We start from the raw sequence: 26902 nt of genomic DNA on the forward strand, positions 1-26902 counted from the left end.
GTCTTGGCCGCCCCAGTGTGAGAGTTCCCATGACCGAAGACATGATCCTGAACCTGATTTCCACGAATGTCGTTTGGCTGCTGATTGCGCTTTTGGGGATCATCATAATCTTTCGCGGGGTCAAGATCGTGCCCCAGTCAGAGCAATATGTCGTCGAACGCTTTGGCAAACTGCACAAGGTGCTTGGCCCCGGCATCAATCTGATCGTGCCCTTTCTCGATGTGGTGCGGCACAAGATTTCGATCCTTGAGCGGCAATTGCCCAACGCAAGCCAGGATGCCATCACCCGCGACAACGTGCTTTTGCAGGTCGAAACCTCGGTGTTCTACCGCATCCTCTACCCGGAAAAGACCGTCTACCGCATCCGCGAGGTGGATGGCGCGATTGCCACCACCGTGGCCGGCATCGTGCGCGCCGAAATCGGCAAGATGGACCTAGACGAGGTGCAATCCAACCGAACTCAACTGATCACCACGATCAAATCGCTGGTTGAAAACGCCGTCGATGACTGGGGCATCGAAGTGACCCGCGCCGAAATTCTCGATGTCAATCTTGATCAGGCCACCCGCGCCGCGATGCTGCAACAGCTCAACGCCGAACGCGCCCGCCGCGCGCAGGTGACCGAGGCCGAGGGGCATAAACGTGCCGTCGAACTTCAGGCCGATGCCGAACTTTACGCCGCCGAACAGGCCGCCAAGGCCCGCCGCATCGAGGCCGACGCCGAGGCCTATGCCACCGGCGTGGTCGCCGCCGCCATCGCCGCCAATGGGCTGGAGGCCGCGCAATATCAAGTGGCGCTGAAACAGGTCGAGGCGCTCAACACCCTTGGCAATAGCCCCTCGTCCAACACCATTCTCGTGCCCGCCCACGCGCTCGAGGCGTTTGGCAATGCCTTCAACATGCTCAAGGGACGCGGCTGATGGAAACGGTCCTGTGGCATCTCTGGTGGGTCTGGCTTGCGGCAGCCCTTGGGCTGGCCATCCTCGAAATCCTCGTGCCCGGTTTCATCTTTCTGGGCTTCGCCATTGGGGCTGCCCTCGTGGCGCTGCTGGTACTCTTGCCGCTTAATCTTGGCCTCACCGCGCTTCTCGCCCTCTTTACGCTCCTCTCCTTGGCCGCCTGGGTGATCCTGCGGCGGCTCTTTCGCGCTCCCGATGACCAAAGCCGCGTGATCCGCGAAGATATCAACAAGTAACCTGCCCCCCCATTCCTTGCATCCTCAGGGCCATCCCAAGTAGAGAGGCGGCACGCGCGCCCCCGCCGCGACTCAACGCAACAGGACACGCCCGATGACCGATACCCCCGACAGCCCCCAGCCTCTCCAGTTCGGCTGGGAGGAATGGGTCAGCCTGCCTGATCTTGGCGTCCCCGCGATCAAGGCCAAGGTCGACACCGGCGCGCGCACCTCGGCGCTGCATGCCTTTGACATCGAAACCTTCGGTCCCGCCTCGCGCCCCAAGGTGCGCTTTACCGTGCATCCAATTCCCGGCCGTGATGATCTGATCATCCCCTGCTCCGCCCCGATCATCGACCGGCGCGATGTGACCTCGTCGAATGGCGAGCGGGAATTGCGCTATGTCATCGCCTCCAAGCTCTCGGTCGGCGGCGATACATGGCCGATTGAGATCACGTTGACCAATCGCTCCAGCATGACAAGCCGCATGCTCTTGGGCCGTCAGGCGCTCAAGGATCATATTTCCATCGTCGCCACAGACCGCTTTCTGCAACCCGAACTCAGCTATGATGTCTATCACACCGCCCGCGTCCGCACCGCACAGCCCAAACGCGCCCTGCGTATCGCCGTGCTCAGCCGCGAGGATAATTACTCCACCCGCCGCATCGTCGAGGAAGGCGAGGCGCGCGGTCACACCGTCGAGGTGATCGACACCACCCGCTGTTACATGGCGATCAACGCGCTCGCCCCCGAAGTGCATTACGATGGCAAACGCCTGCCCCGCTATGACGCGGTGATCCCGCGGATCGGCGCGTCCATCACCGCCTACGGTGCCGCCGTGATCCGCCAGTTTGAAACCATCGGCACCTTTTGCGTCAATCCCTCGGCGGGCATCATTTCCAGCCGCGATAAACTCTACGCCCACCAGCTGATGGCGCGCGCACAGGTGGGCATGCCCAACACCGCCTTCGCCGCCTCGCCCAAGGACACCGGCAATCTCATGGGCCTTGTCGGCACAGCCCCCCTGATCGTCAAACTGCTCGAATCAACCCAAGGCAAAGGCGTGGTTCTGGCAGAGACCAAAAAGGCCGCCGAGTCGGTGATCGACGCCTTTCGCGGGCTCAAGGCCAATTTTCTCGTACAGGATTTCGTCAAGGAAGCGGCAGGCGAAGACATCCGCTGCCTTGTTGTCGGCGGCAAGGTCGTGGCCTCGATGAAACGCACCGGGGCCGAGGGCGATTTCCGCTCCAACCTGCACCGTGGCGGCACCGCCAAGACCATCCGCATCACCAAGGCCGAGCGCGATACAGCCATCCGCGCCGCCCGTGTGTTTGATCTTAACATGGCGGGCGTAGACCTTTTGCGCTCCGACAGCGGCCCCAAAGTGCTCGAGGTCAACTCCTCCCCCGGCTTTGAGGGGATCGAAGGGGCCAGTGGCAAGAACATCACCGGCGCGCTTTACGAAATGATCGAGACCCGCGTGCGCCCGGTCCCGGTACGTCGGCGCAAATCTGGCACCGACTAAGCTGCGTGGTGCCCGCTGACGTCCCCCTCTGGACGCGGGCCTCGATAAACCCTATATGTTTGCTCAGGATAACCGCAGGATACGATCATGATGAACAGTTCAGAGCCGCTCGAAGGCGCCCCCTTGATCGCGCCCTCCAGCACCGATCACCCGCTCTTCGAACAGGTGGTCGAGGCCTGCCGCACCGTCTATGACCCGGAAATTCCGGTCAATATCTACGATCTTGGCCTCATCTATACTATTGATATAGATGCCGAAAACACAGTCTCGATCACCATGACCCTGACCGCCCCCGGCTGTCCCGTGGCAGGCGAAATGCCCGGTTGGGTGGCCGACGCGATCGAACCCTTGGCAGGTATCAAACAGGTTGATGTCAACCTCGTTTGGGAACCGCCGTGGGGTATGGATATGATGAGCGATGAAGCCCGCCTTGAACTCGGGTTCATGTAACGAAATCAATCGACTGGAAGGCTGACCTCATGTTTGGCATACCCGGAAAACCGCCCGTCTCCATAACCCCGGCCGCCGTGACCCAGATCACCCGCCTGATGCAGCGCGACGGGCATCAAGGGCTGCGGATCGGGGTCAAAAAGGGCGGCTGTGCCGGTATGGAATACACCATGGACTACGTGACCGAGATTGATCCCCATGACGAGGTGATCGAACAGGACGGTGCGCGCGTTCTCATTGCCCCTATGGCCCAGATGTTCCTCTTCGGCACCGAGATTGACTACAAGACATCGCTCCTTGAATCCGGCTTTGTCTTCAACAATCCCAACGTGACAGAGGCCTGTGGCTGCGGCGAGTCGATCAAATTCGCCAATATGTGAGCTTCGCCTCACAAGTCTTTGTAATAAATGGACAGTGCACGTATGAGACGCAAGCTTGCCGCCGGCAATTGGAAGATGAACGGCACCAATGCTAGCCTGACGGAATTGCAAGCTCTCATCGCCGCCCATCCCACACCGCGCGTGGATACCCTGATCTGCCCACCCGCCACGCTCATTGTGCAGGCCGCAGGGCTCAGTGCCGACAGCCCCCTGATGATCGGCGCACAAGACTGCCACGCTGCCGCCTCCGGCGCGCATACCGGCGATATTTCCGCACCGATGCTGGCCGATGCCGGTGCCGTGGCGGTCATCTTGGGCCATTCCGAACGCCGTCAGGATCATGCCGAGTCGAGCACCCTTGTCGCCGCTAAGGCCACCGCCGCCCATGCCGCCCATCTCACGGCACTCATCTGCCTGGGCGAATCCTTGGCCGAACGTGAGGCGGCACAAACCCTTGATGTCATCGCCGAGCACCTGCGCCACTCTCTGCCCGACAGCGCGACTGCGGCCAATACCGTCATCGCCTATGAACCGATCTGGGCCATCGGCACCGGCCTCACCCCCAGCCCTGCACAAATCTCCGAGGTGCATCGCTTCCTGCGCGCAGAACTTACCGCGCGCTTTGGGGCAGAAGCCGCCCAAGGCATCCGCCTGCTCTATGGCGGCTCCGTCAAACCCGCCAACGCCCCCGAGATTTTCGCACTGGCCGATGTCGATGGCGCGCTTGTGGGCGGCGCAAGCCTGACCACCGCCGAGTTTTCGCCGATCATCACCGCGCTTGAACAGGCCTGATCCCGCTTCTTTTTGGCAAAAATACTCCGGGGGTGGCCGCCGCAGGCGGCCGGGGGCAGCGCCCCTATGCCCCGCTCAGAGCGGCAGCATCGTGGTTGATTTGATCTCTTCCATCGACAAGAGCGCTGTCACATTATGCACCTTCACCTCTGAAATCAGGGCTTGATAAAACACGTCATAGGCCCGCGCATTGGCCACCCGAACCTTGAGGATATAGTCGATATCCCCCGCCAGCCGGTGCGCCTCCTGCACTTCGGGCCGCGCCTTGAGCGCCCTGAGGAATGCCGCCTGCCAACCCGCATCATGCTCTGACGTGCGGATCAGCACGAAAAAACACGCCTCGAACCCCAGCGACTCAGGATCCAGCAAATAGGTCTGCTGCCGGATCACCCCGGCCTCACGCATTTTGCGAATCCGGTTCCAGACAGGCGTCTTGGAACTGCCGACGTTCTTGGCGATATCATCCAGCGACTGCCCGCCATCCTCCTGCAGCTGCACGAGGATTTTCCGATCCAGATCATCGAGACGAACAGCCATTCCAAATTCTTCCTTTTGCCGAAACTTTCCAACTGACCTGCGCTGCAATTGGAACAAACTTCCTTATTCCGCCCAGCATATGGCGCTTAACCGGGAATATTTCCTATATTAGCCGCAGAGTCAAACCGTTCCCCGAGGCCCGCCCGATGAAACATTTCCCGATCTTTGTCGCCGTCGAGGGACGTCGTATCGTGCTTTCCGGTGGCGGCGAGGCCGCTCTGGCCAAACTGCGCCTCCTGCTCAAGACCGAGGCGCATGTGACCGTCTTCACGCTCGAACCTGCCCCCGAAATCGTACAATGGGCCGCCGCAGGCCGCCTGCGCCTGCAGCAGCGCGCCATGCAGCCCGGTGATGCCCTTTGCGCTGTCCTGTTCTATGCCGCCGATGAGGATACCGCCGAGGATGCCCGCACATCGGCCATCGCGCGGGCGGACGGGGCGCTCGTCAATATCGTGGACAACCTCGAGGATAGCCAATTCATCACCCCCGCCATCGTCGATCGCGATCCGGTGACCGTGGCGATCGGTACAGAAGGTGCCGCACCGGTGCTGGCTCGCGCCATCAAATCCGATCTCGAGGCGCGCCTGCCCACCACGCTTGGCCCTCTTGCCCGGTTGGGCAAGGCCTTTCGCAAGGCCGCCGATGTGCTGCCCATGGGCCGCCGCCGCCGCGATTTCTGGGCCGATTATTATTTCAACGCAGGCCCCCGCGCGATGGATCAGGGCGGCGAAGAGCAGGTCAAAACCACGCTGCACGCAATCCTTGATCAGCATCTGAACGCACAAGAACGTGACGGCCACGTCGCCTTTGTCGGGGCCGGTCCCGGCGATCCGGATCTTCTGACCCTCAAGGCGCGCAAGGCGCTCGACACCGCCGATGTGGTGATCCACGACCGTCTGGTAACGCCCGCCATCCTCGAACTCGCCCGCCGCGAGGCAATCCTGATTGACGCCGGGAAAGAGGGCTTTGGGGCCTCCATGTCGCAAGACGCGATCAACGCGCTCATTGTCGAACATGCCGCCACCGGCGCGCAGGTCGTGCGCCTCAAGGGTGGCGATCCCACCGTCTTTGGCCGCTTGGATGAGGAAATTGAGGCCGTGACCGCCGCTGGCATCGCGTGGCATGTGGTGCCCGGCATCACTGCCGCCTCAGCCTCGGTGGCCAGCATCGGTCAAAGCCTCACGCAACGTGGCCGCAACGCCTCGGTGCGGTTTCTCACCGGCCATGACATGAAGGGCTTTGCCGATCACGATTGGTCCGCGCTCGCGCGGCCCGGCGAGGTGGCCGCGATCTACATGGGCAAGAAATCCGCCCGCTTCATCCAAGGCCGCCTGATCATGCACGGGGCCGACCGTGCCACGCCCGTGACTGTAATCGAGAATGCCAGCCGCCCCGATCAACGCATCCTAGCCACAACGCTGGATCGCTTGCCCACGGATCTCGCAGAGGCCGCAATCACCGGCCCCGCCCTCACCTTTCTCGGTCTCGCGCCCCGCGCGGCAGAGGCCCAAATTGCCCAATCCCAACAGGAGCTTGCCTGACATGGCCCAAGAATTCACCCCCAAGGTCGTCACCGCCAACGCCCTGATCGAGGGCGATGTCGTCTATCTCACCGCCGCCGACACATGGGCGCGCGATCTGGCTCAGGCCGAGGTGCTGACCGACGAGGCCGATGCCGACTATCGCTTGCTGCAAGCACAAGCACGCGCAGGCGAAATCGTCGGGGCCTATCTCGCCGATGTCAAACATGGCCCAAACGGCCCCGAACCTACCCATTTCCGCGAGGATTTCCGCCGCAAGGGCCCCTCGAACCTCTTTCACGGCAAGCAGTCCGAAGGACTGTCCCGGGCTTGACCCGGGACCTCCCAAGGTAAGGAACCCAGAAAATGTATCAATACAACGACTTCGACACCGCTTTTATCGCAGAGCGTAACCGCCAATTCCGCGCGCAGGTGGACCGCCGCGTTGCCGGCAACCTGACCGAGGATGAATTTCGCCCCCTGCGCCTGATGAACGGGCTCTACCTGCAACTGCACGCCTATATGCTGCGCGTGGCGATCCCCTATGGCTCGCTTGATCCGGCCAAGCTGCGCCAACTGGCCTATCTGGCAGAGCGGTGGGACAAGGGCTATGGCCACTTCACCACCCGCACCAACATTCAATATAACTGGCCCAAGCTCAGCGATATCCCCGATATGCTCGATGCTCTGGCAGAGGTGGGGATGCACGCCATCCAAACCTCTGGCAACACCATCCGTAACGTGACCTCCGACCATTTCGCAGGCGCCGCTGCGGATGAAATCGAAGATCCGCGCCCGGTGGCCGAACTTGTCCGGCAATGGTCCACCGACCATCCTGAATTCCAATTCCTGCCGCGCAAGTTCAAGATTGCCGTCATCGCCTCTGACAGCGACCGCGCCGTGATGAAGAGCCATGACATCGGCCTCAAGATCGTCGAGCGTGATGGCGCGCGCGGCTTTGAGGTCTGGGTTGGCGGTGGCATGGGCCGCACGCCGATGGTGGCCAAACTGCTGCGCGATTTCCTGCCGCGCGCAGATTTGCTGCCCTATCTGGAATCGGTGCTGGCGACCTACAACCGCATCGGGCGGCGCGACAACAAATACAAGGCGCGTATCAAGATCACCGTGCACGAGAACGGCCTTGATGAGATCCGCGCCCTGGTCGAGGAGGAATTCCCCCGCCGCCGCGCCGCCTTCTCTGGCGTCGATCAGGATTGGCTGGCGCAGATCAACGCGGCCTTTGTCACGCCCACCCTCTCAGAACGGGATGCCGCCCCCTATTACGCCGCCCGCGATGCCGATCCGGTGTTCCGCGCGTGGGCCGATACCAATGTGACAGCGCACAAACACGCCGATCACGGCATCGTCACCATCAGCCTCAAGGCGCATGGGCAAACACCGGGCGACGCCTCCGCCGACCAAATGCGTCTCGTGGCGGATCTGGCGGAAAACTACGGCCATAACGACATCCGCGCCACCCACGCGCAGAACCTTGTTCTGCCGCATGTGGCCTTGGCTGACATTCCCGCCGTGCATGCGGCCCTGAAAGCTGTCGGGCTGGCGACGGCGAACATCGGCCTTGCCTCGGATATCATCGCCTGCCCTGGCATGGATTATTGCGCGCTGGCAACCGCCCGCTCGATCCCCGTGGCCCAAGGCATCGCCACCCGCCTCGAAGAGCTCAAGATCGAGCATGAGGTGGGCCACCTCCAGATCAAGATCTCGGGCTGCATCAACGCCTGCGGGCATCACCATGTGGGCCATATCGGCATTCTTGGCCTCGACCGTGCGGGCGTTGAAAACTACCAGATCACCCTTGGCGGCGATGCGTCGGAAAAAACGGCCATCGGCACCCGCACCGGGCCGGGCTTTGCCTATGACGAGATTGTGCCCGCCATCGAGCGTCTGATCTTTGCCTATCTCGATCTGCGCGAAGGACCGGAAGAGACCTTCCTCGAGGCCTATAATCGCCTCGGGATGGCCCCCTTCAAATCCGCGCTCTACGATGCAGAGGCCCGCGCCCATGCCGCAGAGTGACCTGACCACAAGGGTTCACGCGCTCAACGACCGATACCGCCATCATTCGGCGGTGTCGGTGCTCGAGCATGCGTTGCGCGATCCACAAGCGGGCAAGCTGGCGCTTGTCTCAAGCTTTGGCGCGGAATCCGTCGTGCTCTTGCACATGGTCTCAGTCACCCGTCGCGACACGCCGGTGATTTTCATCGACACCGAAATGCTCTTTGCCGAAACGCTTGTCTATCAACAGGAATTGGCAGAGCGGCTCAACCTCAGTGGCCTGCGCATCATCCGCGCGGACGCGGGCGATCTGAGGGCCCAAGACCCCGATGCGACCCTGCATCAACGCGATACCAATGCCTGCTGCGCCCTGCGCAAATCCGCGCCGCTACAACGCGCGCTCACAGGCTTTGATGGCTGGATCACCGGGCGCAAACGCTATCAATCCGGCACCCGCGCCGCGCTCGATTTCTTCGAGGTCGAGGACGAGACCGGGCGCATCAAGGTCAATCCACTCGCCCATTGGGCACCCGAAGATATCCGCACCTATATGGACGAAAACCGCCTGCCCCGGCATCCGCTGGTCGCGCGCGGCTACCCGTCCATCGGCTGCATGCCCTGCACAACACCCGTTGCACCGGGCGAAGATCCCCGATCCGGCCGCTGGCGCGATCAGGACAAAACCGAATGTGGCATCCATTTTGTCAACGGCAAGATGGTGCGAAAAGGAGTATCCGCATGACTGTCATCATCACCGACCGGGGCTTTGCGCCCGACGACTGGACCGCCCCGATTACACCCTTGGCCGAGGCGGGTGCCGAGACGACAGCGCTCGATTTGCCCAATGACACCAACCCCGCTACGCTCGCCGGGCGGCTCGAGGGTATCACCTTCATTCGCGTCGATTTCCCCGCGGCTGCTGACGGGCGCGGCTATTCCATCGCGCGTCAACTGCGGCTCATGGGCTATACCGGGCGCTTGCGCGCGCGCGGCCATGTCATCGCCGATCAATACGCCATGGCGCGGCGGTCGGGTTTCGACGAGGTCGAGATTTCCGATACCCTCGCCGCCCGACAGCCCGAGGCAGATTGGCTTTTTCGCGCCGATTGGCAGGCGCATGACTATCAGGCGCGGCTGCGCGGCTGATTAGCCCTTTCACCTGACCTGAATCAAAGATTAGAAAAGGATGTCGGTTTAAATGACCGGCAGTTGACACCATGAACGAGATAACCGCCGTGACCCAAGCGACCGCTAAAGCGCCCAAAACCCTTGCGATCCCCGATGCGCAGATCGTGACAGAGGTGAAACACTGGACCGACCGGCTGTTTTCGTTCCGCGTGACGCGGCCCGCCAGCTTGCGCTTTCGCTCGGGCGAATTCGTGATGATCGGCCTCATGCAAACGGATGAGAAAACCGGCAAGGAAAAACCGCTTCTGCGCGCCTATTCCATCGCCTCGCCCTCTTGGGATGACGAGCTGGAATTCTACTCGATCAAGGTGCAGGACGGCCCGCTCACCTCGCGCCTCCAGCATATCGAAGTGGGCGATGAAATCATCCTGCGCCCCAAACCCGTGGGCACGCTGGTGCATGACGCGCTCTTGCCCGGCAAGCGGATCTGGTTCTTTGCCACCGGCACCGGCTTTGCGCCTTTTGCCTCGCTTCTGCGCGACCCGCAGACCTATAGCGATTATGACGAGGTCATCATCACCCACACCTGCCGCGAAGTGGGCGAATTGCAATATGGCGCGGATCTGATCGAGAGCATTCGCAACGACGAAATGCTGGCCGAACTGATCGGCGAAGGCTTTGCCGACAAGCTGCGCTATTATCCCACCACCACGCGCGAAGAGAGCCCCAAGATGGGCCGGATCACCGACCTCATGCGCTCGGGCGAGGTCTTTGCTGATCTGGGTGTGGCCCCGCTCAGCCCAGAGACCGACCGCGCCATGGTCTGCGGCAACCTGGCCTTCAACCTCGAGATCAAGGACATGCTCGAGGGCTACGGGCTGCGCGAGGGGGCCAACTCCGACCCCAAGGAATATGTCGTGGAAAAAGCGTTCCTCGACTAAAAACCCCAAGTGTCAGGCATAAAAAAACCCGCGCAAGGCCAACACCTTGCGCGGGCTTCTTCATGTAATCTCAGGGCTCAGTAGCCGAGCGCCGCGCGCGCTGCTTCAAGGGCCGCTTTCAGCAGTTCGGGATTGTCCTGCGCCGCCTTAACGCCTTCCAGCAGCATCGTCTTTTGCAACGCACCAACGTCAGAGCCTTCAATCAGCGTCTGAACCGTGGCCAGGTCAAAACCCTCAACCGTCAGCGCCTCCGGGGCCACTTCTGCCGCCGTCGCAGGCTGATCAACCGCTGCCGAAACCGCATCCGCCGCGGCCTCTGTGGCCGTATCCTGCGCGCCCTCAACCGCCTCTGTGGCCGTCTCCTGTGCTGCGTCCGCGGCCTCGGTCGCGGTCTCGGTTGCAGCCGTGGCTGCTTCGGTCGCGGTGTCTGCGGCCTCGGTGGCCGTGTCCTGCGCGCCTTCAACCGCCTCTGCGGCAGTCTCCTGTGCTGCGTCCGCTGCCTCGGTCGCAGTCTCGGTCGTGGCGTCTACTGCGGTTCCTGCGGCCTCGGATGCCTCGGTCGCGGTCTCTGTCACAGCCTCTGTCGCGCTCTCAACCGCCTCTGCTGCGGCATCGCCTGCGGCCGCTGCCGTATCGCTCACAGCCTCAACGGCTGTCTCGGCGGCCTCTTGCGTGGCCTCGACCGCCTCGGCTGCGGTGTCCGCCACGGCCTCTGCCGCGTCACCAACTGCCGTTGCCGCATCTTCCAACGCGGCCGGCGCTTCGACTTCGGTCTCGGTCGGGCTCACGCTCTCGACAACCTCTTCCACCGACTTGCCGGAAAAGAGCAGATAGCCCCCCCCAGCACAACCGCCGCCACGAGAATCCAAATCAGGTTTTTCATAACCATCTCCCCAAAACTGTCTGGCCCGCACGCTTGTCGCGCGGTCCTTGGCTAACTCCCTCCCAAATGTAGACACAAAAGGAAAGGCGCAAGGGGGAATTGACCGGCTTTCGGCTCAGATCAGCCTATTTGCAGCTTGAAAGCGCGGCGCACCGCGTTTACCTTGCAGCGTCAAATTCACCCGACCCGAACAACAATCGAAGGAACAAAGCCATAGCCCGCAGACCCCACAACGCGCCCCCTACGCGCGAAACCGGCCCCCGTATCAATGACCGCATTCGCTGTGATGAAATTCGCCTGATCGGCGCAGATGGCGAAAACGTCGGGCTCATAACCCCACAACGTGCGCTTGAAATGGCCGAAGAGGCAGGACTTGATTTGGTCGAAATCTCGCCAAGCGCCACGCCGCCGGTCTGCAAGATCATGGATTTCGGGAAATACAAGTATGAGCAGCAAAAGCGTGAGGCCGAGGCCCGCAAGAAGCAGCACATCATCGAGATCAAGGAAATCAAGTTCCGCCCCGGCACTGACACGCATGACTATGACGTCAAGATGCGCAGCGTCGTGAAATTCCTGCAAGGCGGCGACAAGGTAAAGATCACCTTGCGCTTCCGTGGTCGCGAAATGGCGCATCAGGACTTGGGCCGTCAACTTCTTGAACGCATCGCCGATGACATCAAAGAGGTGGGCCGGGTCGAGAACATGCCCAAGATGGAAGGTCGCCAGATGATCATGGTGATCGGACCGGGCCCCAAGTAACCCTACCCGCCTTGCCCAAATGCACAGCCCCGGACCCATCGTCCGGGGCTTCGTGTTTCGCTTGCGCCCCCAGACCAGTCGCGTAAGGTATGGCGCCTGCATCAATCCGGAGCTGCAAATGCCCCTTTTCGAATACAAGGTCCTGCCCGCGCCCACCCGTGGCCGCAAGGCCCCCGGCGTCAAAACCCCCGAGGCGCGCTTTGCCTTGGGCGTCGAGGATCTGCTCAATGATATGGCGCGCGCCGGTTGGGAATATCTGCGAACAGACATTCTCCCCAGCGAAGAGCGGCAAGGCCTGACCTCGACCCACACCGTTTATCGCTCGGTCGCGGTCTTTCGCCGCGAGGTGGTGATCCCCGGCACGGCACAGGCCGCCGCGCCGGATACAGCCAGCATCCCCCCACGTGCCCCGGATGTGATTGAGACGGATTGACCACCGCCTGACCCTGCGCACGGGCTCTCTGTCAAGCCCCGAATGCGCGCCCCGACCCGGAATATTTTGCCCGCCGCCCCTTCAATTCCGCGCGTTTTGGCATACACTCTCGTCTCCGACTCGCAAAGGTAAGCCCCATGTCCAAATCAGATCCCTTCGGTTTCGATATGTCCGTCTCCTCGGCCAAGAAAAAGAATCCGCGCGGTCGGCGGGGCATGTCCGGCGCTTCCGAAACCTCGACCCGCGTATGCGATCACGAGGGCTGCGAAGAGGCGGGCAAATATCGCGCCCCCAAGGCGCCCGATGTGCTTGATGATTATTTCTGGTTCTGCCAGCAGCATGTGCGCGACTATAACCTGAAATGGAACTTCTTTGATGGCACCACCGAGGCAGAGTTGAACGCGCAGATGTCCAAGGACAAGGTGTGGGAGCGTGAAACCCGCCGCATCACCGATCCTGAGGCGCGCGCTTGGGCACGCCTGGGCATCGAGGACCCGCATCAGGTGCTGGGCGTCAACGCCACCCAGAACCCCGGCAAGAAAAAAGGCGGCACCCGCAAACTGCCCCCCACCGAACGCCGCGCCATCGAGATCCTCGAGGCCGAGGATACCTGGACCAAGGCCGAATTGCGCAAAGCGTATAAATCGCTGATCAAGGTGCTGCACCCGGATATCAACGGCGGCGACCGTAGCCAGGAAGAACAGTTGCAACAGGTGGTCTGGGCGTGGGAACAGATCAAGGAAAGCCGCAACTTCAAATAGGCGGGCAGAGCGGGCGTTGCCTGAGCGTACGCCCCTACCCCGCCTTGCGCGTCACGTCATGGCCATAAAGCCAGTCAAACTGCCGCAGCATGCGCTCGGGCGCGAATGCCCCGCCGGCCCGTAACGCCGTATGCGCCGCCCAACGGAGCGGCGGAAAACTCAGGTGGTATTTCCACGCATTGCGATTGGCCGCCTCAACCACCCGCCGCACCCGCGCGTCGCGCCGCCCCTGATAGGCCGCCAGCCCCTCGGCAAGCCCCTCCGCCGCACTCAGAGCATCGACCAGCACCCAGGCATCCTCCAGCGCCATCGACGCCCCCTGCGCCATAAAGGGCAAGGTCGGGTGCGCGGCATCCCCCAAAAGCGCCAGCCCGTCCCGCTGCCAGACCTGCGCCACCGGATGCCGGAACAGCCCCCACAGATGCACCTCCTCGACCGCCGACAGCATCGCCTGCACCTCTGGCCCGAAATCGCCAAAGGCCGCGCGCAGCGCCATCGGATCATCCTTCTGGCTCCAGCTTTCCTCGGTCCAGGCGGCGCGCTCTTGTACCGCCACCAGATTAAGCAGCGTGCCCCCCCGCAACGGATAGCTCACCACATGGCGCATCGGCCCCATATGCACCTGCGCCTCAGGGCCGCGCCCCCAAAGATTGGGCACCACCGCCCGCCATGCCACTTGCCGGGTAAAGAACGGCGCCAGTGTGCCATTCAGCGCGCGCCGCACCACCGAATGCAGCCCGTCCGCCCCGATCACCAGATCCGCATCAAACCGCGAGTCATTGGCCATCCGCACGCAGGGGCGCTCGCCGCCCTCGACCGCACTGACCTTTTGCATCAGCCGCACCTTGACCCCGACCTCGCGTGCGCCCTCGGCCAACACGTCGATCAGGTCTGCACGGTGGATGAAATGATAATTTCGATCCTGTAACCCCGCCAGATCCAGCCGCAGCACCTCGCCCCGCTGATAATCGCGCAGACTGACAGCTTGCGCCTGCATCGACCGCGCCACAAGCGGCACATCCAGCCCAAGCGCGCGCAGCACGGCAAAGCCATTGGGGCTGATCTGCAATCCAGCCCCCACTTCGGAAATCTCGGGTGCTTGCTCCAACAGGGTCACATCCGCCCCGCGCAGGCACAACGCGCGCGCGACGGCCAGCCCGCCAATTCCGGCCCCAATGACCGCGATGTTCAGCCCATCCAGTGTCATGGCACCTCTCTTGATACGAAACGCGCCGGGAGGAAAGTCCCGGCGCGCTCTGTCGTTTAAATTTCGCTGTTGGGCCGTGAGCTCAATCGTCGCGATGCACCTTTTCGCGCCGCTCATGGCGCTCCTGCGCCTCCAGCGTCATGGTGGCGATGGGCCGCGCGTCCAGCCGCTTGAGGCTGATCGGCTCGCCGGTCATCTCGCAATAGCCAAATTCGCCATCCTCGATCCGCCGCAACGCGGCGTCGATCTTGCCCACCAGCTTGCGCTGACGGTCGCGGGTGCGCAATTCCAGCGCACGATCCGTTTCTTCGCTGGCTCGGTCGGCCACATCCGGAATCGCCCGAGTGCCATCCTGCAATCCTTCGATTGTCTCCCTGCTGCCCTCCAGCAACTCCAGCCGCCAGGCAATCAGCTTGCGCCGAAAATACTCCAGCTGCCGGTCATTCATGAACGGCTCATCTTCCGCTGGCTGGTAATCTTCGGGCAGAAATACTTCCGCTTTCATCTCGATCCCCTCATCAAGGCCAGTGTCTGGCATAATGAACTCCTCAGACAGTCGGCGCCCCATGGGCGGTGATCTACACGCCACATTCAGGATTGTCACTAGCCAATCACGCGCCATTGATGTGAATTGTCTAACCGTCTAGGTTGCCACCGAATACAGCGCCGCTGACCTCTGACAGGATTGAAAAACCGATGAAATTCCAAGGCACCGAGGCCTATGTCGCCACCGAAGACCTGACCGTCGCCGTCAACGCCGCCGTGACATTGGAACGCCCCCTGCTGGTCAAGGGCGAACCCGGCACAGGCAAGACCGAATTGGCCCGGCAGGTGGCAGGTGCGCTTGGCCTGCGGCTGATCGAGTGGAATATCAAATCCACCACCAAAGCCCAACAAGGCCTTTATGAATACGACGCCGTCAGCCGCCTGCGCGACAGCCAGTTGGGCGAGGCGCGGGTGCATGATGTGGCCAATTACATCAAACGCGGCAAACTCTGGGAGGCCTTCGCCTCTGACGAAAAGGTCGTTCTGCTCATCGACGAGATCGACAAGGCCGATATCGAGTTTCCCAATGACTTGCTGCAAGAACTCGACCGTATGGAATTCCATGTCTACGAGACAGGCGAGACCATCCGCGCCCGCCACCGCCCCGTCATCATCATCACCTCGAACAATGAAAAAGAACTGCCCGACGCCTTTCTGCGCCGCTGCTTCTTTCACTACATCCGCTTTCCCGATCCCGAAACCCTGCGGCGCATCGTCGAGGTGCACCATCCCGGCATCAAGGACGCGCTCCTGTCGACCGCCCTCACCCAGTTCTTCGAGATCCGCGATCAGCCGGGCCTCAAGAAAAAACCCTCGACCTCCGAAGTTTTGGATTGGCTCAAACTGATCCTGGCCGAGGATCTGACCCCCGAGGATCTGCGCCGCGACGGGGCAGATGCCCTGCCCAAACTGCACGGCGCGCTTCTCAAGAACGAGCAGGATGTGCATCTATTTGAGCGTCTCGCCTTCATGGCGCGCCGCCAGAGATAAAAGTTTCAAGGGATATGCCCTTGTTTTAGAATGCTATTCAACCATGGCATGCGCCCCGTTCCGTGCTAAGATGCGGTTGCCACAATTTTGCCGCAAATGCTCCTTACGCGGGACAGGATGAAAATGAATTCTACCCCCGACCCGGCAAAGGCCGTGGCAGGGATACGCTGCGCAAGGCCGATGGGTCTTGCACGCCCCTTGCCCGCCCCCGTCGGCGACTGGGCCCGCGCCACGGCGGCTGCGGGCTCCTTGGTTTCGATTTAGGTTACGGGGGTCTTATGCGTCGTGTCATTCTACCGATCTGCCTGCTGCTAGGGGCCTGTGTGCCCGGCACCTATAGCTATCACGAACCGGCCACCCGCGCCGCGATGCCGGAAGAGGCCGGGATGCCGCCGATGAAGGCGTTTTCCGCCCCCCGCCCCCTGCCCCCGCAACGCTCCAACCGCGATATTCAACGCGACATCCTCGATCTTGGATTTCAGCTTGAATCGGGCCGCATGCTGCAACATTTCTCGCGCTTCGAGGGGCCGATCACCGTGCGCGTGACCGGCGAACCTCCGATCACCCTCATATCAGACCTCAACCGCCTGATGCACCGCCTGCAAACCGAGGCTGGGATCAACATCAGCCGCGTCTCCGAAGGCCCCGCCAATATCACCATCGAGGCCGTCAGCCGCGACGCCATCCAGCGCAGCCTGCCCAAGGCCGCCTGTTTCGTCGTGCCCAATATCTCGCGCCTGTCGCAATACCGCGCCGCCCGCAATTCCCGCGCCACGGATTGGAGCCAGCTGCGCCAACGCGAGAGAATCGCCATCTTCGTTCCCAATGACACCAGCCCGCAAGAGGTGCGCGATTGCCTGCACGAGGAACTCGCGCAGGCCCTTGGCCCCCTCAACGATCTTTACCGCCTTTCGGACAGCGTCTTTAACGATGACAACGTCCATGCCGTGCTCACCGGATTCGACATGCTAGTGCTCAAGGTGTTTTACGCCCCCGAATTGCGCGCCGGCATGACCCGCCGCGAAGTCGAGGAACGTCTGCCTGCGATCCTGTCGCGCCTCAATCCCGCCGGGGATGGGTTGGCCCCGCGCTTTGCCGGGTCCACCCCCCGTGCTTGGATCGACGCCATCCAGACGGCTCTTGGGCCAGGCGCGCGCCCGCTGGAACGCCGCGCCGCCGCAACAGATGCGGTGCGCATCGCGCAGGCCGTCGGCTGGAACGATCACCGCCGCGCCTTCAGCCATTTCGCGCTCGGGCGGATCACCCAAGCCTCCGATCCCGATTTCGCACAGGAACAATTTGTCCTTGCCGAACGCTTCTACGAGGCGAACCCGGGCACAGACCTGCACCGTGCCTTTGCCGCCGCCCAACTGGCCGCCTATGCCATCGCGCAGGGGCGCGGCGAGGATGCGCTGATGCTTATCGGCCCACATCTGGCCACGGCTGAGCGCGCCGAAAACGCGGCCCTCTTGGCCACGCTGATGATGCTGCGCGCCGAGGCGCTCGATCTCTCGGGCCGCGTCTCAGAGGCGCAGGCCGTCAGGCTGGACAGTCTGGGCTGGGCGCGTTACGGGTATGGCGCGGATTGGGCCGTGCGTGCCAAACTGCGCGAAGTTGGCGCGCTCAGCCCGCTCAAAGGACCGAACGGGTAAGGCATGATCGTAATCATCGGGGCACTACTGGGCGCGCTCACCGGCGCGTTCATGGCACGGCGGCGCAAGGGCAAGCTGGCGGATATTCTGCAATACGCCTTTGTATATGCCCTTATTTTCGCCCTTCTGGGTCTCTTTGCGACGCTGATCATCCACCGCAGCGCGCTCTGATCCGCGATGTTCCTGCCGTTCTTTGAGAACCTCAGACGCGCGGGCCTGCCGGTTTCCCTGCGCGAATACTTGACCTTTCTCGAGGCGATGGGGCGCGGCCTTGTCACCTATGACGTCGACGGCTTCTACTACCTCGCCCGCACCGCGATGGTCAAAGACGAGCGTCATATCGACCGCTTCGATCAGGCCTTTTCCGCCAGCTTTTCCGGGTTAGAGGCCATCAGCACCCAAGACGTGCTTGATGCCGTCGACCTGCCCGCCGAATGGCTGCAAAAACTGGCCGAAAAGCATCTGACACCCCAAGAGCGCGCCGAAATCGAGGCGCTTGGCGGCTTTGACAAGCTGATGGAAACGCTGCGCGAGCGCCTCAAGGAACAGCAGGGTCGCCATCAGGGCGGCTCGAAATGGATCGGCACCGCTGGCACATCGCCCTTCGGGGCCTATGGCTACAACCCCGAGGGTGTGCGCATTGGTCAGGATGAAAGCCGCCACCGCCGCGCGGTCAAGGTCTGGGATAAACGCGAATTCCGAAATCTCGACGACTCGGTCGAACTGGGCACGCGCAACATCAAGGTCGCGCTGAAACGCTTGCGCAAATGGGCGCGCGACGGGGCCGCCGAAGAACTTGATCTTGACGGCACCATCCGCGCCACCGCCGAACATGGCTATCTCGATGTGCAAACCCGGCCAGAGCGGCGCAATGCGGTCAAAGTGCTGCTCTTTCTCGATGTCGGCGGCTCGATGGACCCGCATATCAAGGTGGTCGAGGAACTTTTCAGCGCCGCCCGCGCCGAATTCAAACATCTTGAGTATTACTACTTCCACAATTGCCTCTATGAAGGCGTGTGGCGCGACAATGCCCGCCGCTGGAATGCCCAGATCCCAACCCAAGAGGTGCTGCGCACCTATGGGCCGGATTACAAATGCATCTTCGTCGGCGACGCCAGCATGTCACCCTATGAAATCGCCTATCCCGGCGGCGCCAATGAACACTGGAACGCCGAAGCCGGACAGGTCTGGCTCGCGCGCGCGCGCAGCCAATGGCCGCATCACCTCTGGATCAACCCGGTGCCACAGGGCGAATGGGGCTATACCCAGTCCATCGCCATGATCCGCGAGATTTTCGAGGACCGCATGGTGCCCATGACCCTCGCCGGGCTCGATCAAGGCATGCGGGCACTGCTGCGTTAACCCTCTGCGCGCACCAGCCCGCGCGCGCACATTTGCCCCAGAAGGTCCGACAGGTCGTCGGCAATCATCGTTTGGGGCGTGCCCACAAAGACCTCTGCCAGCGTTTCGGCAATGTCATGGCCATAGCACGGCTCCTCCAACAGCGCCCAAACCGCCCCGGCTACGGGATTGAGGCGAAAGAAATTGCGCCCCGCCATCTGCCACAAAAACACATCCTGCCCGATCTCGCGCGCGCTGACCTCTTCGGCGCGGCAAAACACCTGCGCCAGATCGGCCGGCACGGTCTCCGCCTCCACCGGATCAGGTGGCAGCATCGGGCCAATCTGCACGCCGCCCCCCGGCAATTGTGGCGCAGCACAGAGATCGCGCACCACCTGCACCGCCTCCTCCAGATCGCTATAGACCAGCGTCGCGCAGAAAAGCTGCGCACCAAGCGCCGAAAGCCGATCATAATGCGCCTCGGTCTCGCCGGGATCGGCGATATTCTGGCGGATCATATGGGCCACCGCATCCGCAACCCGCATCCGGTGCAGCCGCGCCGGGCCAGAGGCTTCGCGCCGCAGCACGATCAGCCCCGCCAAGGGGGCCGGCGTACCCAGCGGGGCCTGCCCGTCACACCGCACATAGCCATAGCGCCGGTCCTGCACCGTCAGATGATCCGCAACATAGGCGCGAAACCCATCCGAAACCCCCTCAGGCAAGGGCAGGCGCAGGCGCGGCTGAACCCCAAGCGCCACGCCCTGCCCGTCTGGGTTCACCGGCAACACATCGTCGCAATAAAGCCGCACCCCCGGCTCTGCCGCCAGCCGCGTGACCAGTGTCGTCTTGCCCGCCCGATATGGCCCGGTAAAGGCCAAGAGATGCCCCCCCACCTCGACCGCGCCACAATGCAGCCCGATCATTTCAGGGCGCGCATCGCAATAGCTTTGCACCAGGTCGGCCACCACGCCACAGGTCGCCCCCGCCAGCCCCAGATCGGTCAACGGCGCGCGCGACCACCACGACTGATAGCTATAGCGCCCGCTGTCCTCTGCTGTGACCCGCGTCACCGGCACGGCCTCAGAGGGCGCTCCCGGCAGGCTCCGACAGCCCCAGCCCGGCATCACCTCTGACAACGCCCCGGCCACCGCCTCGGCGCGGCTTAGCACCACCTCCTGCGGCACGGTGTCGAATCGCAACAGGCATTCTGCGGAGTCAGACGCCGCGCGCAGCCGGGCCGCAAACTGTCTTACCGGATGCAACATGGCGCGCATGTCACCGCAGCCTGTTCAAATCGTTCAAGGTGCCGATGATGCCATCGACCACCTGACCCGTACTTACATAGCCGTGCCTGCCACGGCCCGACGGCCCCGACCCATAGGACCCCCGGCTTGATCCGCGCCCGTAATAATACCCGCTGCGGGAATAGCCCCCACCCGAACCGCGCGATCCCCGTGATCCGCGTGATCCGCGTGATCCGCGCCCGCTGGCCTCAGAGGCATGCGCCGCCCCCAGATGCACCATCACCGGGGCCACATAGGCCAGCCCGCTCGCCAGCCCCAACCGCATCAGCAAGCGCCGCCGCGTGAGATGAGTCTCGTCCTTATGTGCCATATCATTCATCCTGTGCTTGTTTCATCAGATGGGCAGAGCCACCCAAAAGGGGATCCTGTCGTAAAACCTAATCTGGCTGGACAGAAAATCCCGATTTGCGCTCTGATGCGCAGGCTTTCGCCGACCCTGCCCAACGCCTTGCGCGGTGAGTGCGGACGATCAGGGCACCGCTGCGCCACGATCGCCCGTTGGTCCTAGCGTCCCGAAGGACCAGAACTGCGGTTGGATCCGCGCCCCGAAGGACCCGAGCCGCGCGCATTGCCAGCCCCACCGCCCGAGCCGCCGGGGCCGGACCCACCACCGCCGCCCGAGCCACCGGGGCCAGACCCGCCACCGCCAGACCCGCCACCACCCGAGCCGCCGCCGCCGTCACCGCCGCCACCATCACCGCCTGCGCCCGACGCATGCGCCGCCCCCAGATGCATCATCACCGGGGCCACATAGGCAAGCCCGCTCGCCAGCCCCAAACGGGCCAGCACGCGCCGCCGCGTCAGCATTGTATCCTTGTCCTGTGTCATGGTTCTCTCCTCTTGTGATCCACACCCCGGCAACGGGGCGGACAAGAGAGAAACGTCGCGGCGCAAGGATTATTCCACCCACGCCGGAAAAAAATGCAAAGGCCCGTCAGTCAGCCCCAAGCGCCTTGGCCAGACGCGGCAACTTGGCCTTTTTCAAAAGCGGGCGCATGTCCCAGTCGCGCTCCGACAGCGCCCGCGCCTTGTCCAGCACCGTTTCGGCCACCGCCGCCACCAGGCCCGGTTGCGCCTGCCAGATACCGTGCAAAAACCCATCCGGATCGGCCCGCCAAACCCCTTCTTCGGCCAGCGTTTGGCGTGGAAAATCGCGGGCATTCAGCGTGAGGATCCCATCCGCAGAGCCAGCAATCGCCGCTGCCAGCACATGGCGATCCGCCGGATCAGGCAACCACAGCCGCGCCTCCAGCGACGGCGGATAGGTCACTTGCGCCCGCGGCCAGCGCGCGGTCATCATCGCCGCCTCGCCCGCCGCCTGCGCCTCGGCCCCAGGTCCCAGCTTGACCACCGCGCGCAGCCATTCGCCAAGGATACGCTCAGACCAAAGCGGCTCAAACGCGCCGCCCGCCGCGACCCCCAGGATCATTTCCCGCATCACCGTGGGATAGATCACGCAGGTGTCGAGCAAGACTTTCATAACCGATAGAACAGCGCCTTGAGATAGCCAGACTCTGCCAGATTGGCATGCAGCGGATGATCCGGCCCGGCAAAGCCGGTATGGATCAACGGCCCCACCCGCCCCGCGCGCCCAATGCCGCGCGTGCAGGCAGCGCGAAACTTGCTCAAATCCGCCGCATGCGAACAGGAACAAAGCGCCAGATAGCCGCCCGGTGCCACCAAAGGTGCCGCAAGCCGCGCCACCCTCTCATAGGCGCGCAGCCCCTTTTCCATCGCCTGTTTGCTCGGCGCAAAGGCCGGCGGATCACAGATGACCACATCAAATTGCGCGCCCTCTGCCGCCAACGCCTCCATCACGTCGAACGCATCGCCGCGCCGCGTCTCGAACCGCTCGGCCAGACCCATGCGCGCCGCACCTTGTGTTGCAAGGCCCAGCGCAGGCTCTGACCCATCGACCGCCAGCGCATACTCTGCCCCCGCGGCCAGAGCGGCCAATGAGAACCCGCCCACATGGCTGAACATATCCAGCACCCGCGCGCCCTTTGCCAGACGCGCCGCAAAGGCGTGATTGGGGCGTTGATCATAGAAAAGCCCGGTCTTCTGACCGCCCAAGAGATCGGCCATATAAATGGCCCCGTTCATCGGCACCGGCACCGGCCCTTCGGGTGCCACACCCGCCAGAACAGCGCTATGATCGTCAAGCCCCTCCAGCCCCCGCGCCCGGCCCCCGGCGTTCTTGAGCACGGTGCCCACGCCTGTCACCTCTTGCACGGCGGCCACCAGATCGCCCAGCATCGCCTCGGCCCAGGCTGCGTTGGGCTGGATCACGGCAATATCGTCAAAGCGGTCAATGACAACGCCGGGCAGCCCATCGGCCTCGGCATGTACCAAACGGTAATAGGGCGCGTCATGCATCCGCGCGCGCATCTCATAGGCGCGGGTCAGACGCGCCACCAGCCACGCACGATCAATGGCCACGCTGACATCGCGTTCCATCATCCGCGCCATGATCTTTGACGCCATATTGACCGCGACAAGGCCCAGAGGCGCGCGGTCCGCATCCTCCAAAAGCGCGATAGTGCCCGCACTCAGCGCCTTGGTGCGCCGGTCGGTCACGATTTCATTATCGAATACCCAAGGCGCACCATGACGGATGGCGCGCGGCTCGACATTCGGGCGAAGGCGGATCACAGGATAAGGGGGCGGTGTCATACCGCCCCCTTACGCCGATTGTAGCCCATGGAAAAGATCCGATTTACTCGGTCACGCTCAAGGCCGCGACCAGATCGGTCTCAGCGCGCGGCGGCAGACCCAATTCGCCTCGGATCACTTTGGCCAGATGATCGGTGATCCGCACCTTTTGGGTGATCCCGCGCTGCTCTGCGGCCACCGCTGCCTGTCCCCCATAGGCCTTGAAACTGGCTTTGACAGGTTTCGTCGGACCATAAGGTGCACCCGTCTCGGGGTTGCGCAGGGTGATGGTGAAATGGATCGAATGCATGCCGCCGATGGTATAGCGCGCCTTTTCACTCAGCGCATGGAACCGGGTGACCTGGACATCAAGCACCGCAGGCATGCCGCCCGGCACACCGTCGCCCACACCGCGCGCCAGCGCCGTCTCAACGATGGACTTGACCTGCGCATGGCGATCCCCCGGCCTATCCTCGCGCCAGACGATATCGCCCATGGGATAATAGCTGTTAGCCTCCGAGACCTTGAGGGATTTGGGCACAGTCACCCGAATTTGCTGGACATCCAGTGGCACAGCGGCTGCCCGCAGGGCTGGGGTTTCCAGCGGGGCGTTGCGGGTTGCCGTCTCGACGCTCGCACAGGCCGACAGCGTCAATCCCAGCATCGCCACCGTAATGATTCTCAAATAGCTCATGTCTTCCTCCATGGGCTGTGTCCCTTGTCGCAACCTATGGATGACGCCGGATTAGGGCGCATTTGAGACAAACTCGGTGTATTACGGTGTCATTCACCACCCAAGCGGGAACTCAACCCATGCGAAACACGCAGGGTTATGACTGGTCCCCTGTGTCGCGGGGTCGGGATCGCCCCCCCCCCGCCTGCGCGCCGGGGCAGCGCTAACCATGCCCTCGCGCAAAACCCGCGTCATCGGATGATCAGGATTATCACCACCATATCGCGCGACCATTTCAGTAATGGCACCCGGCACCTCCTGCCCCACTGGCAGCGACAACGCCCAGTCAAGGAACACCGACCGACATTCCGGCTCGGTAATGCCCTCGATGCGGTAGGATTCGGTGATCAGCCCCTTGGGGTCCATGGGATCACGTGCCATGGCTCAGCGCCCCTTGGGCAAACGCACAAGCGCCGCACCCATCACCTCGGACGCCTCTCGGCTCAGTGTTTCCAGCCGCTCTTGCAACATCGCCAACCCCTCCTGCCCGGTCTCACGCAACAAAAACGCGGCACCACCTTCGCCCATACGCTCAGGCTCCAGCGGCTTGTCGCTGATCAGCCGCGCCACCATCTGCACCCGCCAGCAAAGCGCATAAGCCGCGTTCAGCGCTGCGCTATCCCCGTCACTCAGCCATCCGATTGCGACACCACCCGCAAAGCCAGAGACAACATCGCGCGCCGCCTGCCCCGCCAAAAGGTTGCCCGCCTGCGCCATCAACTCCAACTCCAAGAGCCGCCCCGCCCCCAGCTTGGCATCCCATGGCCCGGCAGGTGCCTTGGCGCTCGCCACCCGCGCGCGCATTTCGGCCACCGCCTCCAGCACCGCCTCGGGCGCACCCTTTTCCCTGATCAACCGCTCGCGGAACGCCTCCACGTCCTGCGCCAAACCCGGCTCGCCCGTGATCACCCGCGCCCGCGTCAGCGCAAGATGCTCCCAGGTCCAGGCCTCCTCCTGCTGATAGCTCTGGAAACTTGGCCAGCTTGTCGCCACCGGCCCCTGATTGCCCGAGGGGCGCAACCGCATGTCCACCTCATAAAGCCGCCCCTCGGCCATCGGCGCGGTCAACGCCGTGATCATCGCCTGTGTGAGACGCGCATAATAGGGCCGCGCGGCCAAGGGCCTGCGCCCATCCGAGCTTTCGGCCTCGCCAGCGTCATAGATCACAATGAGGTCAAGATCAGACCCGGCATTCAGCCGCCCCGCCCCCAGCGATCCCATCCCAAGCACCACCGCACCCCGTCCCGGCGGCGTCCCATGCTTTTCGGCAAATTGCGCCAGAACCATTGGCCAGACGCCCGCAATCGCCGCGCCCGCCAGATCGGCATATTGCGCCGCCGCACGGTCGGCCCTGGTCAACCCCCGCAGATGATGCACCCCGATCCGGAAATGCCATTCCTTGCGCCAACGTCGCGCCGCATCAAGCGCCCGCTCATAATCAGACTCCGCCGCGAGCCGCGCCGCAAGCTCTGCCTCCAGCGCCGCCCGCCCCGGCCAATCGGCAAAGAAATCGCCCGCGATCACCGCATCGAACACGCCCGCATTGCGCGACAGATGCGCCGCCAGCGCAGGGGCCGTGCCAACAATATCCACCAGCAGGTCAATCAACTGCGGATTGGCCTCGAACAGCGAAAACACCTGCACCCCAGCAGGCAAACCCGCCAGAAACCCATCAAACGCCACAAGCGCCTCATTGGGATGCGCCGTGCGTGCCAGCCGCCCCAGAATATCCGGCTTCAGCCGCTTGAAAATCTGCACCGCCCGATCCGAGCGTAACGCCGGGTAACTCGGCCAACGCGCGATCACATCGCCATTCAGCGCCTCCGCCGCCTCAGGTGTCTCCGGCGCTTCCTCGGGCCGGAAAAATCCTTCGATCAGATCATGCACCTCGGTCAGCCGCGCTTTGATCTCGGCGCGCAACTCGGCCGTGTCACGCCCCATAAAGGCGGCCAGCCGATCAAACTCCTCTGCCGAATTGGGCAACAAATGCGTCTGCGCATCGCGCAGCATCTGCACCCGATGTTCTACCTCGCGGTGAAACCGGTAATGCCCGGTCAGCGTCTCGGACGCCGCCTGCGGCACCCAGCCTTTCTCGGCCAGCCGCGCCAGCCCCGCAACCGTGCCCCGCACCCGCAGGTCGGCATCCCGCCCACCCGCGATCAACTGACGGGTCTGGGTGAAAAACTCGATCTCGCGTATCCCACCCCGGCCCAGCTTCATGTTGTGCCCTTCAAGACACAACGCACCCCCCAGCCCCTTATGCTCGCGAATGGCCAGACGCATGTTATGCGCATCCTCGATCGCGGCAAAATCCAGATGCTTGCGCCAGACAAAGGGCTTGAGCGTGCGCAAAAACCGCTCCCCCGCCGCGATATCCCCCGCACAGGGCCGCGCCTTGATATAGGCCGCACGCTCCCATGTGCGCCCAAGGCTTTCGTAATAGGCCTCTGCCGCTGCCATCGCCATGCAGACCGGGGTAACCCCCGAATCCGGGCGCAGCCGAAGATCGGTGCGAAACACATAGCCCTCGGCGGTGCGGTCATTCAGCATCGCAGACATCTTGCGCGTGGCCCGGACATAGGCGGTGCGCGCCTCGTGAAAATCCTCGCGTGCCAGCCGCGTCTCATCAAAAAGGCAGATAAGGTCAATGTCAGAGCTGTAGTTCAGCTCATGCGCCCCCATCTTGCCCATGGCCAGCACCACCATGCCCGCGCCGGTGGCCACATCCGCCTCGGTCATACCGGGCAGCTTGCCGCGTTTGATCTCTGCCGCCAGCGCCGCCTTAAGCGCCAGATCGCAGGCCAGATCGGCATAGTCCGTCAGATGCCCCGTCACCTCCTCCAGCGGCCAAACGCCCCCCAGATCAGCAAGCCCGGTGATCAGCGCCACCCGCCGCTTGCCCTCGCGCAAGCCAGAGGCCAGACGCTCCGCCGGGGCCTCCTTCAACGCCCCAAAAAGCGCGACCAGCGCCGCCTCAGGATCGTCAAACGCGCCCTCCAGCCACGCGGCCTCTTGCAGGATCAGCGATTTCAGAAACGGGCTGCACCCTGCCGCCCCCGCCACCAGATCCGATAGCTTGGGGTCAAGACCGGGCAAGGCGTCACGCGCCTCCTCCCCCTCGGCTGGATCAAAGGGGCGCGGCAGGCGGGTGAGGCGATCAAGAAAATTCATGACCCGA

General features: G+C 63.1%; 31 protein-coding genes. 19 read left to right on the top strand and 12 right to left on the bottom strand.

Annotation, left to right across the window (positions count from 1 at the left end):
• The first annotated feature begins 29 nt into the window (after positions 1-29).
• The 6 genes from ACLGGT_RS18180 to tpiA all read left to right on the top strand — a co-directional run bounded on the left by ACLGGT_RS18180 (position 30) and on the right by tpiA (position 4321).
• Positions 30-920 carry an SPFH domain-containing protein gene (locus tag ACLGGT_RS18180; protein WP_375553506.1) on the top strand — a complete coding sequence of 297 codons (891 nt, stop codon included), beginning with the start codon at positions 30-32 and terminating at the stop codon, positions 918-920.
• Positions 920-1195 (top strand): hypothetical protein, encoded by a 276-nt coding sequence (locus ACLGGT_RS18185; protein WP_008281147.1) that lies wholly within the window; start codon positions 920-922, stop codon positions 1193-1195. Before ACLGGT_RS18180 ends, ACLGGT_RS18185 begins: the two co-directional genes overlap by 1 nt.
• A 94-nt stretch (positions 1196-1289) precedes the next feature.
• Positions 1290-2699 (top strand): 30S ribosomal protein S6--L-glutamate ligase, encoded by a 1410-nt coding sequence (gene rimK, locus ACLGGT_RS18190; protein ID WP_081506273.1) that lies wholly within the window; start codon positions 1290-1292, stop codon positions 2697-2699.
• Positions 2700-2786: 87 nt separating this feature from the next.
• Positions 2787-3149 carry an SUF system Fe-S cluster assembly protein gene (locus ACLGGT_RS18195; RefSeq protein WP_008281149.1) on the top strand — a complete coding sequence of 121 codons (363 nt, stop codon included), beginning with the start codon at positions 2787-2789 and terminating at the stop codon, positions 3147-3149.
• A gap of 29 nt (positions 3150-3178) precedes the next feature.
• Entirely contained in the window at positions 3179-3529 is a 351-nt protein-coding gene (locus ACLGGT_RS18200) for a HesB/IscA family protein (RefSeq protein WP_008281150.1), read from the top strand.
• Between the two features lie 42 nt (positions 3530-3571).
• Positions 3572-4321, top strand: coding sequence for a triose-phosphate isomerase (gene tpiA, locus ACLGGT_RS18205; RefSeq protein ID WP_437197118.1), 750 nt, complete (start codon positions 3572-3574; stop codon positions 4319-4321).
• 75 nt (positions 4322-4396) lie between these two features.
• Here the strand turns inward: tpiA and ACLGGT_RS18210 are convergent, their stop codons facing one another.
• A complete protein-coding gene (locus tag ACLGGT_RS18210; RefSeq protein WP_037297758.1) occupies positions 4397-4858 on the bottom strand; it encodes an Lrp/AsnC family transcriptional regulator in 462 nt (153 codons plus the stop codon).
• 146 nt (positions 4859-5004) lie between these two features.
• Between ACLGGT_RS18210 and cysG the strand changes: the two genes are divergently transcribed.
• The 6 genes from cysG to ACLGGT_RS18240 all read left to right on the top strand — a co-directional run bounded on the left by cysG (position 5005) and on the right by ACLGGT_RS18240 (position 10463).
• Positions 5005-6399, top strand: coding sequence for a siroheme synthase CysG (cysG, locus tag ACLGGT_RS18215; RefSeq protein ID WP_437197119.1), 1395 nt, complete (start codon positions 5005-5007; stop codon positions 6397-6399).
• Position 6400: 1 nt separating this feature from the next.
• Positions 6401-6712, top strand: coding sequence for a DUF2849 domain-containing protein (locus ACLGGT_RS18220; protein ID WP_008281154.1), 312 nt, complete (start codon positions 6401-6403; stop codon positions 6710-6712).
• A gap of 32 nt (positions 6713-6744) precedes the next feature.
• Positions 6745-8415, top strand: coding sequence for a nitrite/sulfite reductase (locus ACLGGT_RS18225; RefSeq protein ID WP_437197120.1), 1671 nt, complete (start codon positions 6745-6747; stop codon positions 8413-8415).
• A complete protein-coding gene (locus ACLGGT_RS18230; RefSeq protein ID WP_008281156.1) occupies positions 8402-9136 on the top strand; it encodes a phosphoadenylyl-sulfate reductase in 735 nt (244 codons plus the stop codon). Before ACLGGT_RS18225 ends, ACLGGT_RS18230 begins: the two co-directional genes overlap by 14 nt.
• Positions 9133-9540: a DUF934 domain-containing protein gene (locus ACLGGT_RS18235; protein ID WP_081506279.1), complete on the top strand. Its 408-nt coding sequence runs from the start codon at positions 9133-9135 to the stop codon at positions 9538-9540. The genes ACLGGT_RS18230 and ACLGGT_RS18235 overlap by 4 nt, the downstream gene beginning before the upstream one ends.
• A gap of 71 nt (positions 9541-9611) precedes the next feature.
• Complete coding sequence (locus ACLGGT_RS18240) at positions 9612-10463, top strand: ferredoxin--NADP reductase (protein WP_437197121.1); 852 nt, start codon at positions 9612-9614, stop codon at positions 10461-10463.
• A gap of 77 nt (positions 10464-10540) precedes the next feature.
• On the opposite strand, the gene ACLGGT_RS18245 is transcribed toward ACLGGT_RS18240, so the two are convergent.
• Positions 10541-11332, bottom strand: coding sequence for a translation initiation factor 3 (locus tag ACLGGT_RS18245; protein WP_437197122.1), 792 nt, complete (start codon positions 11330-11332; stop codon positions 10541-10543).
• Between the two features lie 143 nt (positions 11333-11475).
• Here ACLGGT_RS18245 and infC point away from each other — a divergent pair, with 143 nt between their 5' ends.
• From infC to ACLGGT_RS18260, 3 genes are all read left to right on the top strand, one after another.
• On the top strand, positions 11476-12105 hold the full coding sequence (gene infC, locus ACLGGT_RS18250; RefSeq protein WP_008281160.1) for a translation initiation factor IF-3: 630 nt from the start codon (positions 11476-11478) through the stop codon (positions 12103-12105).
• Positions 12106-12223: 118 nt separating this feature from the next.
• Positions 12224-12538: a hypothetical protein gene (locus ACLGGT_RS18255; protein ID WP_422001031.1), complete on the top strand. Its 315-nt coding sequence runs from the start codon at positions 12224-12226 to the stop codon at positions 12536-12538.
• Between the two features lie 137 nt (positions 12539-12675).
• Positions 12676-13299 (top strand): J domain-containing protein, encoded by a 624-nt coding sequence (locus ACLGGT_RS18260; RefSeq protein WP_008281162.1) that lies wholly within the window; start codon positions 12676-12678, stop codon positions 13297-13299.
• A 34-nt stretch (positions 13300-13333) separates the two neighbouring features.
• Here ACLGGT_RS18260 and ACLGGT_RS18265 read toward each other — a convergent pair whose 3' ends face one another.
• Both ACLGGT_RS18265 and dksA read right to left on the bottom strand, forming a co-directional pair.
• Positions 13334-14506, bottom strand: a complete 1173-nt coding sequence (locus ACLGGT_RS18265; protein WP_437197123.1) for an FAD-dependent monooxygenase — start codon at positions 14504-14506, stop codon at positions 13334-13336.
• Positions 14507-14588: 82 nt separating this feature from the next.
• Entirely contained in the window at positions 14589-15044 is a 456-nt protein-coding gene (gene dksA, locus ACLGGT_RS18270) for an RNA polymerase-binding protein DksA (protein WP_232279198.1), read from the bottom strand.
• Between the two features lie 158 nt (positions 15045-15202).
• On the opposite strand from dksA, the gene ACLGGT_RS18275 reads away from it, so the two are divergent.
• From ACLGGT_RS18275 to ACLGGT_RS18290, 4 genes are all read left to right on the top strand, one after another.
• A complete protein-coding gene (locus tag ACLGGT_RS18275; RefSeq protein ID WP_008281165.1) occupies positions 15203-16042 on the top strand; it encodes an AAA family ATPase in 840 nt (279 codons plus the stop codon).
• A gap of 278 nt (positions 16043-16320) precedes the next feature.
• The gene (locus ACLGGT_RS18280) at positions 16321-17694 is read left to right on the top strand and encodes a DUF2927 domain-containing protein (RefSeq protein WP_008281166.1); all 1374 of its coding nucleotides are present in this window, start codon (positions 16321-16323) and stop codon (positions 17692-17694) included.
• A gap of 3 nt (positions 17695-17697) precedes the next feature.
• Positions 17698-17865: a hypothetical protein gene (locus tag ACLGGT_RS18285; RefSeq protein WP_008281167.1), complete on the top strand. Its 168-nt coding sequence runs from the start codon at positions 17698-17700 to the stop codon at positions 17863-17865.
• A 6-nt stretch (positions 17866-17871) separates the two neighbouring features.
• Complete coding sequence (locus tag ACLGGT_RS18290; protein ID WP_437197124.1) at positions 17872-19056, top strand: vWA domain-containing protein; 1185 nt, start codon at positions 17872-17874, stop codon at positions 19054-19056.
• Here the strand turns inward: ACLGGT_RS18290 and ACLGGT_RS18295 are convergent.
• The 8 genes from ACLGGT_RS18295 to ACLGGT_RS18330 all read right to left on the bottom strand — a co-directional run bounded on the left by ACLGGT_RS18295 (position 19053) and on the right by ACLGGT_RS18330 (position 26895).
• Positions 19053-20234 (bottom strand): PqqD family peptide modification chaperone, encoded by a 1182-nt coding sequence (locus tag ACLGGT_RS18295; protein ID WP_437197126.1) that lies wholly within the window; start codon positions 20232-20234, stop codon positions 19053-19055. The two genes, ACLGGT_RS18290 and ACLGGT_RS18295, sit on opposite strands and share 4 nt — an antisense overlap.
• A gap of 76 nt (positions 20235-20310) precedes the next feature.
• Entirely contained in the window at positions 20311-20649 is a 339-nt protein-coding gene (locus ACLGGT_RS18300) for a hypothetical protein (protein WP_437197127.1), read from the bottom strand.
• Between the two features lie 194 nt (positions 20650-20843).
• Complete coding sequence (locus ACLGGT_RS18305; protein WP_081506286.1) at positions 20844-21167, bottom strand: hypothetical protein; 324 nt, start codon at positions 21165-21167, stop codon at positions 20844-20846.
• Between the two features lie 106 nt (positions 21168-21273).
• Positions 21274-21819 (bottom strand): RSP_2648 family PIN domain-containing protein, encoded by a 546-nt coding sequence (locus tag ACLGGT_RS18310; protein ID WP_219434538.1) that lies wholly within the window; start codon positions 21817-21819, stop codon positions 21274-21276.
• Entirely contained in the window at positions 21816-23012 is a 1197-nt protein-coding gene (locus tag ACLGGT_RS18315; RefSeq protein ID WP_437197130.1) for an RSP_2647 family RNA methyltransferase, read from the bottom strand. Before ACLGGT_RS18315 ends, ACLGGT_RS18310 begins: the two co-directional genes overlap by 4 nt.
• A 43-nt stretch (positions 23013-23055) precedes the next feature.
• Positions 23056-23685 (bottom strand): DUF6778 family protein, encoded by a 630-nt coding sequence (locus tag ACLGGT_RS18320; RefSeq protein ID WP_254700187.1) that lies wholly within the window; start codon positions 23683-23685, stop codon positions 23056-23058.
• A 93-nt stretch (positions 23686-23778) separates the two neighbouring features.
• Positions 23779-24105, bottom strand: coding sequence for a hypothetical protein (locus ACLGGT_RS18325; RefSeq protein WP_437197132.1), 327 nt, complete (start codon positions 24103-24105; stop codon positions 23779-23781).
• 3 nt (positions 24106-24108) lie between these two features.
• Positions 24109-26895, bottom strand: a complete 2787-nt coding sequence (locus ACLGGT_RS18330) for a glutamine-synthetase adenylyltransferase (protein WP_437197134.1) — start codon at positions 26893-26895, stop codon at positions 24109-24111.
• Positions 26896-26902 lie beyond the last annotated feature (7 nt).

The organism is Roseovarius sp. MS2 (assembly GCF_051447875.1).
In the GTDB taxonomy this organism is placed as follows: domain Bacteria; phylum Pseudomonadota; class Alphaproteobacteria; order Rhodobacterales; family Rhodobacteraceae; genus Roseovarius; species Roseovarius mucosus_A.

Bases quoted from the DNA above. Each gene is read 5' to 3' on its own strand.
- ACLGGT_RS18180 (WP_375553506.1), top strand. From the start codon at position 30: ATGACCGAAGACATGATCCTGAACCTGATTTCCACGAATGTCGTTTGG.
- ACLGGT_RS18185 (WP_008281147.1), top strand. From the start codon at position 920: ATGGAAACGGTCCTGTGGCATCTCTGGTGGGTCTGGCTTGCGGCAGCC.
- rimK (WP_081506273.1), top strand. From the start codon at position 1,290: ATGACCGATACCCCCGACAGCCCCCAGCCTCTCCAGTTCGGCTGGGAG.
- ACLGGT_RS18195 (WP_008281149.1), top strand. From the start codon at position 2,787: ATGATGAACAGTTCAGAGCCGCTCGAAGGCGCCCCCTTGATCGCGCCC.
- ACLGGT_RS18200 (WP_008281150.1), top strand. From the start codon at position 3,179: ATGTTTGGCATACCCGGAAAACCGCCCGTCTCCATAACCCCGGCCGCC.
- tpiA (WP_437197118.1), top strand. From the start codon at position 3,572: ATGAGACGCAAGCTTGCCGCCGGCAATTGGAAGATGAACGGCACCAAT.
- ACLGGT_RS18210 (WP_037297758.1), bottom strand. From the start codon at position 4,858: ATGGCTGTTCGTCTCGATGATCTGGATCGGAAAATCCTCGTGCAGCTG.
- cysG (WP_437197119.1), top strand. From the start codon at position 5,005: ATGAAACATTTCCCGATCTTTGTCGCCGTCGAGGGACGTCGTATCGTG.
- ACLGGT_RS18220 (WP_008281154.1), top strand. From the start codon at position 6,401: ATGGCCCAAGAATTCACCCCCAAGGTCGTCACCGCCAACGCCCTGATC.
- ACLGGT_RS18225 (WP_437197120.1), top strand. From the start codon at position 6,745: ATGTATCAATACAACGACTTCGACACCGCTTTTATCGCAGAGCGTAAC.
- ACLGGT_RS18230 (WP_008281156.1), top strand. From the start codon at position 8,402: ATGCCGCAGAGTGACCTGACCACAAGGGTTCACGCGCTCAACGACCGA.
- ACLGGT_RS18235 (WP_081506279.1), top strand. From the start codon at position 9,133: ATGACTGTCATCATCACCGACCGGGGCTTTGCGCCCGACGACTGGACC.
- ACLGGT_RS18240 (WP_437197121.1), top strand. From the start codon at position 9,612: ATGAACGAGATAACCGCCGTGACCCAAGCGACCGCTAAAGCGCCCAAA.
- ACLGGT_RS18255 (WP_422001031.1), top strand. From the start codon at position 12,224: ATGCCCCTTTTCGAATACAAGGTCCTGCCCGCGCCCACCCGTGGCCGC.
- ACLGGT_RS18260 (WP_008281162.1), top strand. From the start codon at position 12,676: ATGTCCAAATCAGATCCCTTCGGTTTCGATATGTCCGTCTCCTCGGCC.
- ACLGGT_RS18265 (WP_437197123.1), bottom strand. From the start codon at position 14,506: ATGACACTGGATGGGCTGAACATCGCGGTCATTGGGGCCGGAATTGGC.
- dksA (WP_232279198.1), bottom strand. From the start codon at position 15,044: ATGCCAGACACTGGCCTTGATGAGGGGATCGAGATGAAAGCGGAAGTA.
- ACLGGT_RS18275 (WP_008281165.1), top strand. From the start codon at position 15,203: ATGAAATTCCAAGGCACCGAGGCCTATGTCGCCACCGAAGACCTGACC.
- ACLGGT_RS18280 (WP_008281166.1), top strand. From the start codon at position 16,321: ATGCGTCGTGTCATTCTACCGATCTGCCTGCTGCTAGGGGCCTGTGTG.
- ACLGGT_RS18285 (WP_008281167.1), top strand. From the start codon at position 17,698: ATGATCGTAATCATCGGGGCACTACTGGGCGCGCTCACCGGCGCGTTC.
- ACLGGT_RS18290 (WP_437197124.1), top strand. From the start codon at position 17,872: ATGTTCCTGCCGTTCTTTGAGAACCTCAGACGCGCGGGCCTGCCGGTT.
- ACLGGT_RS18300 (WP_437197127.1), bottom strand. From the start codon at position 20,649: ATGGCACATAAGGACGAGACTCATCTCACGCGGCGGCGCTTGCTGATG.
- ACLGGT_RS18305 (WP_081506286.1), bottom strand. From the start codon at position 21,167: ATGACACAGGACAAGGATACAATGCTGACGCGGCGGCGCGTGCTGGCC.
- ACLGGT_RS18310 (WP_219434538.1), bottom strand. From the start codon at position 21,819: ATGAAAGTCTTGCTCGACACCTGCGTGATCTATCCCACGGTGATGCGG.
- ACLGGT_RS18315 (WP_437197130.1), bottom strand. From the start codon at position 23,012: ATGACACCGCCCCCTTATCCTGTGATCCGCCTTCGCCCGAATGTCGAG.
- ACLGGT_RS18320 (WP_254700187.1), bottom strand. From the start codon at position 23,685: ATGAGCTATTTGAGAATCATTACGGTGGCGATGCTGGGATTGACGCTG.
- ACLGGT_RS18325 (WP_437197132.1), bottom strand. From the start codon at position 24,105: ATGGCACGTGATCCCATGGACCCCAAGGGGCTGATCACCGAATCCTAC.
- ACLGGT_RS18330 (WP_437197134.1), bottom strand. From the start codon at position 26,895: ATGAATTTTCTTGATCGCCTCACCCGCCTGCCGCGCCCCTTTGATCCA.